Source organism: Caulobacter sp. (genome assembly GCF_035254145.1).
Taxonomy (GTDB): Bacteria; Pseudomonadota; Alphaproteobacteria; order Caulobacterales; family Caulobacteraceae; genus Caulobacter.
Genome location: NZ_DATFAV010000148.1, coordinates 1 through 12,735, shown reverse-complemented (window position 1 = coordinate 12,735; position 12,735 = coordinate 1). Strand labels below are relative to the sequence as shown.

The following is a 12,735-nucleotide window of genomic DNA, read 5'->3' as shown; positions in this document are numbered from 1 at the left end:
GCGGCGTGGTGTAGAAGCCTTGCACGGCGCAGGGGCGCACGTTTGCTTCGAGGGTGAGAGACTCCGTGCTTCGTAATTTCTCGGGACGTTCGGCCGTCACTATCGCCGCTGTTCTCGTCGCCGTGTCGGTGGCGGGCTGCGCCGGCAAGTCCAAGAAGCCGAGCCTCGCCTACGAAGAGCGTCCCGTCGAACTGCTCTATTCCACGGGCGCGGACCGCCTGGACCGCGGCAACTGGAACGAGGCCGTCGACTATTTCCGCGAGGTCGAGCGCCAGCACCCCTATTCGGAATGGTCGCGCCGCTCGATTCTGATGACCGGCTACGCCCACTACATGGGCAACAACTACAATGACGCCATCGGCGACGCCGACCGGTTCATCTCGCTGTATCCCGGCAATCCGTCGGCCAACTACGCCTACTATCTGAAGGCCATCTGCTATTTCGAGCAGATCGTCGACGTGAACCGCGACCAAGCCGCCACCGAGCAGGCGCTCGGCGCCCTGCGCGACGTCGTCCAGCGCTATCCGAACACGGAATACGCCACCGACGCCCGCCTGAAGATCGACATGGTCAACGACCAGCTGGCCGGCAAGGAAATGGCCATCGGCCGCTACTATCTGAAGAACGGCCAGACCCTCGCCGCGATCGGCCGCTTCAAGGCGGTGATCGAGCGTCACCAGACCACCTCGCACACGCCCGAGGCGCTGTATCGCCTGGTCGAGGCCTATCTCACCCTGGGCCTGATCGACGAAGCCAAGCGCAACGGCGCGGTGCTCGGCTACAACTTCCCGGGCGATCGCTGGTACGCCGACGCCTACAAGCTGCTGAACGATAACGGCCTCAAGCCCGCCGTCGAGCCGCTGAAGGCCGGCGCCAAGCGCAATGCGCTGGAGCGTCTGCTGTCCAAGGACAAGGACGCGACCCTGCCCCCGCCGGGCGAGAAGAAGTCCAAAAAGGGCGGCCTGATGGGCGTCCTGGGCATGTGATGACAACGGGATCCGATGGGCGATCCCGTTTCGTTCCACCTTGGCGCTTTGAAAAACTCTGATTCCCGGCGATCTTGCGCGTCATGCTGATCGGCCTTTCCATCCGTGACGTCGTGCTCATCGAGAGCCTGGACCTCGCCATCGGCGAGGGCCTGACCGCGCTGACCGGCGAGACCGGGGCGGGGAAGTCGATCATTCTAGACGCCCTGGGGCTGGCCACTGGCGCGCGCGCCGACGCCGGGCTGGTGCGGCGCGGGGCGGAGGGCCACGCCTCGGCGACCGCCATCTTCGCCCTGCCGGCCGACCATCCAGCCTTCGCCTATCTCGACGACAAGGGCCTGGACTATGGTCGCGACGAGGATCTGGTCCTGCGCCGCCAGCTCTCGCCCGACGGCCGCAGCCGCGCCTTCGTCAACGACCAGGCCACCAGCGTCGGCGTGCTCAAGGATCTGGGCGGCTTGCTGCTCGAGGTTCACGGCCAGCACGAGACGGTCGGCCTGCTCGATCCCAAGACCCATCGGGGCCTGCTCGACGCGTTCGGCGGCGTCTCCGTCGCGGCGGTCAGCGCGGCCTGGAGCGCCTGGCGCGCGGCGCGCGAGAAGGCCGACGCCCTACGCGATCTGGCCGGTCGCGCCGCCGCCGAGACCGAGGAACTGACTCTCCGCCTCTCCGAACTGGATCGCCTGGACCCGCGCGAGGGCGAGGAGACGGCGCTGGCCGAGGAGCGGGCCTTGCTCAGCTCGGCCGAGAAGGCGATCACCGACATCGCCGCGGCCCAGGACGCCCTCGGCGGCGACAGCCTCTCGGGCAAACTGGCCCAGGCCTATCGGGCGCTTGAGCGCGCCCGTGACCGCGCCCTCCAGGCCGGGGCGCCCGCCGACGGCGTGGCCATGACCCGGCTCTCGGCGGCCTGCGATGCCGTCGATCGGGCCATCGTCGAGGCCCAGGAGGCCAGCGCCGCCATCGACGCCTTGGCCGAGAGCTTCGAGTTCGAACCTGACCGCCTGGAAAAGGCCGAGGAGCGACTGTTCGCCCTGCGCGGCATGGCCCGCAAGCTGAACGTGCTGGTCGAGGACCTGCCGGCCAAGCGCGCCGAGTTCGCCGCCCGCCTGCAGGCGATCGAGACCTCGGAAGACGCTCTCAAGGCGGCCGACAAGGAGGCCGCCGAGGCGCGCGAGGCCTATCTCTACGCCGCCGAAGCCTTGTCGGCCGAGCGCCGCGCAGCCGGCGACGCCCTGGCCAAGGCCGTCGAGGCGGAGCTCGCGCCGCTGAAACTCGAGAAGGCCAGGTTCCGCGTCGCGCTCGAGCCGTTGGCCGAGGATCGCGCCGGCCCCACGGGCCTCGACCGTATCGCCTTCGAGATCTCGACCAATCCCGGCGCGCCGTTTGGGCCAATGGAGGCCATCGCCTCGGGCGGCGAACTGGCGCGCTTCGCCCTGGCGCTGAAGGCGGCCTTGGCCGGGCGTGGCGTCGGCCCGCAGCCCTTGATGATCTTCGACGAGGTCGATCAGGGCGTCGGTGGCGCCGTGGCGGACGCGGTAGGCCTGCGCCTGAAGCGCCTGGCCCAGAACGCCCAGGTCCTGGTGGTCACCCACTCGGCTCAGGTCGCCGCCCGCGCCGACGCGCACTGGCGGATTTCCAAGTCTGGCGACGAGACCTCGACTCGCACCAAGGTCGAGCCGCTCACCCCCGCCCACCGCGAGGAAGAGATCGCCCGCATGCTGTCGGGGGCCGAAGTGACCGAGGCGGCGAGGGCCGCGGCCCGCGCGTTGATGGCCTAGGACGCAGGGCAGCTCATCGCTGACTCCCACGGTCAGGGTGAGGTTGCTAACGTCTCGCCTCGTTCTTGCCTGTCCGGATTCGCCGCCGTGTCCCTGATCCCCGTCGCCGATCTCACCGAAGCCCAGGCCGTCGAGGAGCTGGAGCGGCTGGCCGACATGTTGGCCACGCACGACATCGCCTACCACCAACAGGACAACCCGACGATCAGCGACGCCGAGTACGACGCGCTGAAGCGGCGGAACCTCGACATTGAAACCCGCTTTCCGCACCTGGTGCGCGACAATTCTCCGTCGATGCGGGTGGGCGCGGCGCGGGCCGAGCAGTTCGCGCCGGTGCGCCACGGCGTGCCGATGCTGAGCCTCGACAACGCCTTCTCCAATGAGGAGGCCGAGGAGTTCGACGCGCGCGTCCGGCGGTTTCTCAGGCTGTCCTCCACCGAGACCCTTGCCTACACCGCCGAGCCCAAGATCGACGGCCTTTCGGCCTCGCTGCGCTACGAGAAGGGCGTGCTGGTCCAGGGCGCGACCCGGGGCGATGGCCAGACCGGCGAGGACGTGACGGCCAACCTGCGCACCATCGCCGACATTCCCCACCGGCTGAAAGGCTCGGACTGGCCCGACGTGATCGAGATCCGGGGCGAGGTCTATGTCGAGCTGGAGGCCTTCGCCGCCTTCAACGCCGCCGCCGAGGCGGCTGGCCAGCGCACCTACGCCAACCCGCGCAACTTCGCCGCCGGCTCGCTGCGCCAGATCGAGCCGGCGATCAGCGCCCAGCGGCCGCTGCGGTTCTTCGGCTACGCCTGGGGCTTTTTCAGCGAACCGTTCGCCCAGACTCAGTGGGGCGCCTTGGAGGCGATGCGCGCCTGGGGCTTCGTCACCACGGCCCCGCCCGCGCGTCGCGTCGAGAACGCGTCCGGCCTGCTGGAGGTCTATGCGCAGTTCGAGGCGCTGCGCCCGACCCTGGGCTTCGACATTGACGGCGTGGTCTACAAGGTCGACGACCTGGACCTGCAACGGCGACTGGGCTTTGTCTCCCGCTCGCCCCGCTGGGCCATCGCTCGCAAGTTCCCGGCCCAGAAGGCCCGCACGGTGCTCGAGGCCATTGACCTGCAGGTCGGGCGGACGGGCGCGATCACGCCGGTGGCGCGGCTGAAGCCGGTGACGGTCGGGGGCGTGGTGGTGACCAACGCCACCCTGCACAACGGCGACGAGATCGAGCGGCTCGACGCACGGATCGGCGACACCGTGGTGGTCCAGCGCGCCGGCGACGTGATCCCGCAGATCGTCGAGGTGGCGCTGGACGCGCGGCCGGAGCCCGCGCCGCCGAAATACGAATTCCCCCACGTCTGCCCATGTCCGCTGAAGACGCCTCTGGCCCGTGAAGTCACCGCCTCGGGACAGGAGTCGGTGGTGCGTCGCTGCACCGGCGAGTTCGCCTGTCCGTTCCAGCGGGTCGAGCACCTGCGCCACTTCGTGTCGCGCCGCGCCTTCGACATCGAGGGCCTGGGCGAGAAGCAGCTCCAGGCCTTCTTCGACGAGGGCTGGATCACCGAGCCCGCCGACATCTTCAAGCTGGCCCGGGACGAGGAGAAGCTGGCCGCCTTGCGGGAACGCGACGGCTACGGCGAGACCTCGGTGAACAATCTGGTGAAGGGCATCGAGGCGCGCCGTGTCATCGGTATGGATCGGATGATCTATGGTCTTGGCGCGCGCGACATCGGCGAGACGACCTCGACCGTGCTGGCCCGCAACTTCGATCGCTTCGAGGACCTGCAGCATGCCGCCGAGGCCGCGGCCAAGGGGCTGCCCGGCGAGACCTATCTGGAGCTCTCCACCGCGCCGGGTGTCGGACCCAAGGCCCTGGACAGTCTGGTCGAGGCGGGGAAGGGCGGTCTCATGGCCGATCCCTGGCCCATGAGCGACGACCTGGAGATCAAGATCGGCCACGCGGTCCCCAAGCTGACCAAGCCCGCCCGCGCGGCCCTGGCCCAGCGCTATGGAACGTGGGACGCCTTCGCCGAGGGACTGGCCGAGGCCGCTTCGGGCGCGCCGGGCGACGACTATCTGCATCTGGCGGCCATCGACGGCGTCGGACCCGTCGCCGCCCAGTCGCTGGCCCGCTTCTTCGCCGAGGCGCACAACCGGAAAAAGGTGCAAAGCCTGGTCGCCGAGCTGGACATCCAGCCGGTGGAGAAGCCGAAGACCGACACGGCGGTGGCCGGCAAGACCATCGTCTTCACCGGCGCGCTGGAGAAGATGACCCGCGACGAGGCCAAGGCCCAGGCCGAGAGCCTGGGCGCCAAGGTGGCTTCCTCGGTTTCCAAGAAGACCGACCTCGTCGTCGCCGGGCCCGGCGCGGGCTCGAAGCTGAAGACGGCGACGGAACTCGGAATCCAGGTGATGACCGAGGACGAATGGCTGGCCATGGTCGCCTCATGAAGGTCATCGCCCTGGACTTCGAGACCGCCAACGAGCAGCGGGCCAGCCCGTGCTCGATCGGTCTGGCCTGGATCGAGGACGGAGAGGTGGCGCGGATCGAGCACCACTACATCCGCCCGCCGGGCAATCGCTTCGCCGCGTTCAACATGGCGTTCCATGGCATCCGACCCGAACATGTCGAGGACGCCGACGAATGGCCGGATGTGCTGGAGCGCCTGCGGCCCGAGCTGGAGGGCGCGCTGGTCCTGGCCCACAACGCCTCGTTCGACGTCAGCGTGATCCGCCGGACCTGTGAGCACTACGATGTCCGTGCGCCTGGCTTCGACTATCTGTGCACGGTGCAGGTGGCGCGCGGCGTCTGGCCGGATCTGCCGTCGCACAAGCTGAACGTGGTCTGCGGCCACCTGGGCGTCGACTTCGCCCACCACGACGCCGCGGCCGACGCCTATGCCTGCGGGCGGGTGGCCCTGGCGGCGGCGTCGCTGAACAACCTCCCGCATGTGCGCGACCTGCCTGGACGACTTGGCATGACCCTGGGTCGGCTGGATTCCGACGGCTACACGCCGCCCAAGGGGGCGCCGAGGTATCGCCGGCCAGCCTTCCGCGGCTGAGACGCATCGCCGCAACCCAAAAAGCCGCCTCGTTTTCGCCTTCGGTCTTGTCCTGAGTGGGCGGATCACGCAACGAGGGACCCAAACGCGCGTTTCAGCCGCGCACCAGGGAGAAACATATGCTTCGCACCGCCATGATCGCCGCCGCTCTGACTTTTGCGTCGGGCTCGGCCTTCGCCGCTGACGTCACCGGCCTGTGGGCCACGCCCAGCAATGGCGGCCAGGTCGAGATCGCCCGCTGCGGCAACAGCCTGTGCGGGAAGCTGGTGACTTCGGACCCGATCAAGGCCGATCCTGGTCGCAAGGACGCCAAGAACAAGGACGCCGCCCAGCGCGGCCGCCCGCTGAAGAACCTCCAGATGCTGTACGATTTCACCGGCGGCCCGACCAAGTGGACTGGAGGCAAGGTCTATAATCCCGAGGATGGCGGCATCTATTCGGGCACGATCGAACTGCTCAGCGACAACGAGCTGAAGCTGAAGGGCTGCATCGTCGCCCCGCTGTGCAAGACGCAGAAGTGGACGCGTTTGCGGTAGCCGCAATCCTCCCCCTAGCGGGGGAGGTGGCGCGAAGCGCCGGAGGGGGAAGCGCTGCTGAGCCGGCCTTTTCCCCCTCCGTCGTCTCTTCGAGCCGACACTTCCCCCGTCAGGGGGAGGATTTGGATCGCCGCGGTCGGACTTACAGCGGCGCGCAGGCCGCTTCCATCCAGGCCCGCACATCCGCCTCCACCCGCGGTCCGATCTCGGCCAACACGCGGGCGTGGTAGGCGTCGAACTGCGCCACCTCCTCGGCGGTCAGCAGGGACTTGTCGACTAGCCGCCGGTCGATCGGCGCCAGGGTCAGCGCCTCGAAACGGTGCATGGGCCGGTCGCCGCCGGGAACGTCCTCGGCCGGCATGACGACCTCCAGGTTCTCGATCCGGATGCCGTATTCGCCGTCCTTGTAGTAACCGGGCTCGTTCGAGACGATCATGCCCGGCTGCAGGGCGATGGTGTTCGGGGCCTTGGAAATTCGCTGCGGACCCTCGTGAACCCCCAGATAGACGCCGACGCCGTGGCCCGTGCCGTGGTCGTAGTCGAGGCCGTGGGCCCACAGCGCCATCCGCGCCAGGGCGTCGATCGCCGACCCCGTCGTTCCCGCCGGGAAGCGCAGGCGGGCGATGGCCAGGTGGCCTTTCAGGACAAGCGTGTTGCGCTGGACCATCTCGGCGCTCGGCTGGCCGATCGCCACGGTGCGGGTGACGTCGGTGGTGCCGTCCAGATATTGGCCGCCGCTGTCGACCAGGAGCAGCGAGCCCAGCTTGGCGCGCTCGTTGCTGCGTTCGGTCGGACGATAGTGGGGCAGGGCGCCGTGGCCGTTGGCCGCGCCGATGGTGTCGAAGCTTAGGTCCTTCAGGACGCCCGTGGCCTCGCGGAAGGCCTCCAGCTTGGCGACGGCCTCCTTCTCGTCCGGCGGGCTGACCTGCCCCTCGGTGGCCAGCCAGTGCAGGAAACGGGTCAGCGCCGCGCCGTCGCGCCGGTGCGCCTCGCGCGTCCCATCCAGCTCGATGTCGTTCTTGCAAGCGCGCGGCAGGGTGCAGGGATCCATGGCGCGCACGATCTTCACGCCGGCCGCGGCCAGGGTGTCGAAATACCAGGCCGAGGACTGGCCGGGATCGACTAGGACGCTCTTGCCCGAAAGATCGCCCAGGGCCTCGGCCAGCTTGTCCGGCGTCTCCAGCGAGACCTGGTTGCCCAGCCAGGCCGGCAGTTCGGTGGTGACCTTGGCCGGCTCGATGAACAGCCGGGCCGTGCCGTCGGCGTTCAGGATGGCCTGCGACAGCGGCAGGGGCGAGCGGATGACGTCGCCGCCACGCACGTTGAACAGCCAGGCGATCGAGGCCGGGGCGGTGATCACCGCGGCCTCCGCGCCCAAGGCGGCCACGGAAGCGCCGACGCGCGCCCGCTTGGAGCTCGACTCCTCGCCGGCGTATTCGACGTGCTGCGGCACGACCGGCGCCATCGGCGGGGCGGGACGCGCCTCACCCCAGGCCTGGTCGACGGGGTTGGCGGCGACGGGCTTGAGAACCGCGCCAGCGCGGTGGACGGCGGCCTTCAGGCCGTCCAGGGCGGCGGGGCTGTGCAGGCGCGGGTCATAGCCGATCACCGCATCCTTGCGGACGGTCTCCAGATAGGCCGGCACGCCGCCCTCGACGAGGTCGCGGATTTCGAAGACGCCCTGATCGACCTGCTCGCGGACCTGAAGGGTGTAGCGGCCATCGACGAACACGGCGGCGCGGTCCTTCAGGATGACGCCGGCGCCCGCCGAGCCGGTGAAGCCGCTGGCCCAGGCCAGGCGATCGTTGGCGGCGGGAAGGTATTCGTTCTGATGCTCGTCCTCGTGCGGCACGAGGAAGCCGTCCAGGCCCTGGGCGGCCATGGCGGCGCGGATCAGCGGCACGTGCCTGGGGCCGAAGGAGGGATCGGTGGATTCGTCGAAGGTCTGGCGCATGGGGAGGATTTAGGCCCGTCCGAGCGCGCAGGGAAGACGTTCAAATCCTCCCCCTAGCGGGGGAGGTGTCGACTCGAAGAGACGACGGAGGGGGAAGAGGCAGGCATTCAAGCACTTCCCCCGCCGGCCTTCGGCGACCTCCCCGCTAGGGGGAGGATTGGTTCACGCTTAAGGCCGCTGCAGCACCAGCGTCGCCCAGGCGTCGCGGTGGATGCGGCTGACGACCTTGAAGCCGCGCGACAGGTAGGCGGCCTTGACCATCCGTTCCTGGGTGCGCAGCAGGCCCGACAGGATCACCGTGCCGCCGGGAACCAGGGCGCGCTTGATGTCCTGGGCGAGGCCGATCAGCGGCCGGGCCAGGATGTTGGCGAACACCAGGTCGTAGGGCGCGTTTTCCGCGACCAGGCGGTGGCCAAGACCCGAGGCGTGGACGAACCGGGCGTTGGCGCGGTTGACCTCGGCGTTTTCCTTGGCGATCCGCACGGACGGCTTGTCGATATCGGTGCCGACGGCCAGCTTCGTGCCCGTACGGGCGGCGGCGATGGCCAGGAGGCCCGTGCCGGCGCCGACATCGAGCACCTTGTTGAACCTGCGCGCCTTGATCAGGCGATCGTAGGCCTGCAGGCAGCCGACGGTGGTGCCGTGGTGGCCGGTGCCGAACGCCGCGCCGGCTTCGATGCGCAGGTTGATCGTGCTGGCCGGCAGGCGACCCCGATCATGCATCCCATAGACGAAGAAGCGGCCCGCCCGCACCGGCGGCAAACCCGACAGCGCCATCGCCAGCCAGTCGGCGTCGGCCAAGGTGTCGCGCGTGACCTTCAGGTCGTGTTGAGCGAGCAGGGTCATCAGGCCCTGGTCTTCCTCGTCCGTGGTGGGGAAGGCGTCGATGCGCCAGACGCCCTTGTCCTCGTCCTCTTCCAGGATCGAGTAGGTGGCGCCTTCCAGGCCGGGGTGATTATCGATGGCGTCGGCGGCGGTCTCGGCTTCGGCGCGCGCGCCGCGGGCCACGATCTGCTGGGGCGTATAGTCGGTCATGGGCGCCTGTTAGCTCCAACGGGCGCGAAAAGCGAGCCTTCAGCGCGTCGTCATGCCCGTGGCGGCGGCGTCGGCCAGCACCGTCGGCGCCGCCTGCCGGGGCTGGTCCTCGGGCAGGGACACGTCGAGGATGTCGCCGCGCTCGGACGCCCAGTGCGGCGCGTCGGCTTGCGGTGGCGGCGTTGCCGGTCCGTGCTCGGCGGGAACATAGGGCGGCAAGTCTGGCGGTGGCGGCGGCTCGTAGACCGCGTATTCGACCGGCGGCGCTTGCGTTGTCTTGAGGAAGTCCACGCCGATCACGTAGTCTGGAACCTTGCCGGCCGGCCAGGCGATCGGCTCGGCGGCGGCCTCGTAGCGGGTCTGGACGCTGTCCATCTCCGGCTCATAGGGCCCTTCCTGCGGCCCGGTCTTCATCGCCAGCCCGGCCAGAACGCCCACCAGAGCGCAGACCGGCGCGCCATAGGAAACGGGGCGGGTGAGGGCGAAGGCCTTCAGGCGGCCGACTATCTGATCGAGGCGCTCCATGTCGCCATAGCGCGCGACAACCGCTTTTGGTTCGCTCGCCGCGGAACGCCTGAAGGGGATTTGGGGCTGAAAAACTTCAGTTCAAGAATTGGCGGGCGGCGAATTATGCGCCGTTTTAAGCGCCCTTCGCGGGTTTCCCGCTTTCGAAAGGGTCTATCGATGACACCATTCGCGCAGTCATTCTTTCACGGCGCCAAGGCGGACCTGAAAGAGGGCGATTTGCTCGGGATCGGCTATGCGTCCAACTATGGCCAACGAAGGTCGGCGGCCTATGTCTACCTGACCGCCACCCTGGACGCGGCCGTCTGGGGCGCGGAGTTGGCTGTTGGGGACGGCCCCGGCCGGATCTATGTCGTCGAACCCACGGGGCCGCTGGAAGACGACCCCAACCTGACCGACCGGAAATTTCCAGGCAATCCCACCCGCTCGTACCGCACCCGCGATCCCTTGCGGATCATCGGCGAGGTCGTTCACTGGCGGGGGCATTCTCCAGAGCAACTCCAGGCGATGAAGGCCGGTCTGGCTGAACTCGACCGCCTTGGCGTCGAAGCGATCGAGGACTGAGAGGCCTTGCCGGGAAGGTGACGAGGCGCCGAAGGGGAGGCGAAGCTGACCCTCGGCGCCGCAGGATCGCCTCACGCCTTCTCGACGAAGCTGTCGATGACCTTCTTTTCGCCGGCCTTGTCGAAGGCGACGGTCAGCTTGTTGCCCTCGACGCCGGCGACCTTGCCGTAGCCGAACTTGACGTGGAATACGCGATCGCCGCGTGAATAGGCGCTGTTGCTCGGGGCCGAGACGGCCACCAGCCGGCCTTCGCCTTCGATGGGCGCGGCGCGGGCCGAGGATCCGGCGCGGACGCCGCTGTTCCCGCGCCACGAACCGCCGCGTTCGGAAAAGCCCGAGGTTCGCTCCTGGGCGCGTTTCCAGCCCGGGCTGTCGTAGCTGCCGGCCTGGAAGGCGCTGGTTCCAGGATCGTCCCAGCGCGAGGCGGCCGTCGACTGCATGCCGGGACCGCCGCCGTAGTAGCCGGTCTCGGACGCCGCATCGACGTGAGCCAGCGGCAGCTCGTCGACGAAGCGGCTGGGCAGCTGGCTGGTCCAGCGGCCATAGACTTGGCGGTTGGCCACGAAGCTGATCCGAGCCTCCTCGCGGGCCCGGGTGATGCCGACATAGGCCAGGCGCCGCTCTTCCTCGAGGCCCTTTTCGCCCTTGTCGTCCATGCTGCGCTGGCTGGGGAAGACGCCTTCCTCCCAGCCGGGCAGGAAGACCAGCGGGAACTCCAGGCCCTTGGCCGAATGCAAGGTCATGATCCAGACGGCGTCGCCCGTGGCCTCGCGGTCCAGGTCCATGACCAGCGACACGTGCTCCAGATAGGCCTCCAGCGTGTCGAAGGCGCCCATCGACTGGACCAGTTCCTTCAGGTTCTCCAGCCGCGTCTGGCTGGTCGGGCCCTTGTCCAGGCGCAGGGCGTCGGTATAGCCGCTCTCCTCCAGCACCGTCTCCAGCAGGCGCTGGTGATGGACCGAGCCGACCAGCGAGCGCCAGCGGTCCAGGTCGCGGATGAAGTTGGACAGCGCGGTGCGCGTACGGGCGGGCAGCTCGTCGCTGAGGATGATCTGGCGGGCGGCCTCGGTGGTCGAAATCCCGCCCAGGCGCGCGATCTGCAGCAGCTTCTGGACGCTGGTGTCGCCGATGCCGCGCTTGGGCGTGTTGACGATGCGCTCGAAGGCCAAATCATCGTCGGGCGACTGGATCAGGCGCAGATAGGCGTGGGCGTCGCGGATCTCGGCCCGTTCGAAGAAGCGCGGGCCGCCGACCACCTTGTAGGGGATCTGCAGCATCACGAAGCGCTCTTCGAAGGCGCGCATCTGGAAGCTGGCCCGGACCAGGATGGCCATCTGGCTGTACTTGCGGCCGGCCTTCTTGGCGCGTTCGATCTCGTCGGCGATCAGGCGACTCTCGGCCTCGCCGTCCCAGACGCCGCTGACCTTGACCTTCTCGCCGCCCTTGGCCTCGGTCCACAGGGTCTTGCCGAGGCGTCCCTTGTTGGTGGTGATCAGGCCCGAGGCGGCGGCCAGGATGTGCTCGGTCGAGCGGTAATTGCGCTCCAGCCGGACAACCTTGGCGCCAGGGAAATCGCGCTCGAACCGCAGGATGTTGTCGACCTCGGCCCCGCGCCAGCCGTAGATCGACTGGTCGTCGTCGCCGACGCAGCAGACGTTCTGGCGCCCCTGGGCCAGAAGGCGCAGCCACAGGTACTGGGCGACGTTGGTGTCCTGGTACTCGTCGACCATCACGTATTTGAAGCGGCGCTGGAAATCCTCCAGCACGTCGGGATGGCCGGTGAACAGGCTGATGTTGTGCAGCAGCAGGTCGCCGAAGTCGCAGGCGTTCAGGATGCGCAGCCGCTCTTGGTACTGACGGTAGAGGCTGATGCCCTTGCCGCCCGCGAACTCGCCGGCCTCGCTGGTCGGCACGCGGTCCGGCGTCCAGCCGCGGTTCTTCCAGCCGTCGATGATCTGCGACAGGATCCGCGGGGTCCAGCGCTTGGCGTCGATGTTCTCGGCCTCGATCAGCTGCTTGAGCAGCCGCTCGTTATCGTCGGTGTCGATGATCGTATAGTTCGACTTCAGCCCCACCAGTTCGGCGTGGCGGCGCAGGATCTGGGCGGCCACCGAGTGGAAGGTGCCCAGCCACCGCAGGCCCTCGGCCTCCGGGCCGATGATATGGGTGATCCGCTCGCGCATCTCGCGCGCGGCCTTGTTGGTGAAGGTGACGACCAAGAGCTCCCACGGACGGGCGCGGCCGGTGGCCAGGATGTGGGCCAGACGCGTGGTCAGCACGCGGGTCTTGCCGGTGCCGGCCCCG

Annotated in this window: 10 protein-coding genes and 1 pseudogene; 6 read left to right on the top strand and 5 right to left on the bottom strand. The window is 68.7% G+C overall.

Annotated elements, in window-relative coordinates:
- The first annotated feature begins 53 nt into the window (after positions 1–53).
- From VJ655_RS08820 to VJ655_RS08800, 5 genes are all read left to right on the top strand, one after another.
- A complete protein-coding gene (locus tag VJ655_RS08820) occupies positions 54–986 on the top strand; it encodes an outer membrane protein assembly factor BamD (RefSeq protein WP_324110696.1) in 933 nt (310 codons plus the stop codon).
- An 83-nt stretch (positions 987–1,069) separates the two neighbouring features.
- Positions 1,070–2,767, top strand: coding sequence for a DNA repair protein RecN (gene recN, locus VJ655_RS08815; protein ID WP_324110695.1), 1,698 nt, complete (start codon positions 1,070–1,072; stop codon positions 2,765–2,767).
- Between the two features lie 87 nt (positions 2,768–2,854).
- Positions 2,855–5,206, top strand: a complete 2,352-nt coding sequence (gene ligA, locus VJ655_RS08810) for an NAD-dependent DNA ligase LigA (RefSeq protein ID WP_324110694.1) — start codon at positions 2,855–2,857, stop codon at positions 5,204–5,206.
- Positions 5,182–5,817 carry a 3'-5' exonuclease gene (locus VJ655_RS08805; protein WP_324110693.1) on the top strand — a complete coding sequence of 212 codons (636 nt, stop codon included), beginning with the start codon at positions 5,182–5,184 and terminating at the stop codon, positions 5,815–5,817. The genes ligA and VJ655_RS08805 overlap by 25 nt, the downstream gene beginning before the upstream one ends.
- Positions 5,818–5,936: 119 nt before the next feature.
- On the top strand, positions 5,937–6,353 hold the full coding sequence (locus VJ655_RS08800; RefSeq protein ID WP_324110692.1) for a DUF2147 domain-containing protein: 417 nt from the start codon (positions 5,937–5,939) through the stop codon (positions 6,351–6,353).
- 142 nt (positions 6,354–6,495) lie between these two features.
- On the opposite strand, the gene VJ655_RS08795 is transcribed toward VJ655_RS08800, so the two are convergent.
- The 4 genes and pseudogenes from VJ655_RS08795 to VJ655_RS08785 all read right to left on the bottom strand — a co-directional run bounded on the left by VJ655_RS08795 (position 6,496) and on the right by VJ655_RS08785 (position 9,867).
- Complete coding sequence (locus VJ655_RS08795) at positions 6,496–8,307, bottom strand: aminopeptidase P family protein (RefSeq protein ID WP_324110691.1); 1,812 nt, start codon at positions 8,305–8,307, stop codon at positions 6,496–6,498.
- Positions 8,308–8,350: 43 nt separating this feature from the next.
- Positions 8,351–8,459 (bottom strand): annotated as a pseudogene (locus VJ655_RS21070) (hypothetical protein); the annotation flags it as partial.
- Positions 8,460–8,475: 16 nt separating this feature from the next.
- Positions 8,476–9,342 carry a 50S ribosomal protein L11 methyltransferase gene (locus VJ655_RS08790; RefSeq protein WP_324110690.1) on the bottom strand — a complete coding sequence of 289 codons (867 nt, stop codon included), beginning with the start codon at positions 9,340–9,342 and terminating at the stop codon, positions 8,476–8,478.
- 39 nt (positions 9,343–9,381) lie between these two features.
- Entirely contained in the window at positions 9,382–9,867 is a 486-nt protein-coding gene (locus VJ655_RS08785) for a hypothetical protein (RefSeq protein ID WP_324110689.1), read from the bottom strand.
- A gap of 159 nt (positions 9,868–10,026) precedes the next feature.
- Between VJ655_RS08785 and arr the strand changes: the two genes are divergently transcribed.
- A complete protein-coding gene (arr, locus tag VJ655_RS08780; protein WP_324110688.1) occupies positions 10,027–10,431 on the top strand; it encodes an NAD(+)--rifampin ADP-ribosyltransferase in 405 nt (134 codons plus the stop codon).
- Between the two features lie 71 nt (positions 10,432–10,502).
- On the opposite strand, the gene VJ655_RS08775 is transcribed toward arr, so the two are convergent.
- Positions 10,503–12,735, bottom strand: a 2,233-nt coding sequence (locus VJ655_RS08775; protein ID WP_324110687.1) for an ATP-dependent helicase, incomplete at its 5' end; no start/stop codon positions are given.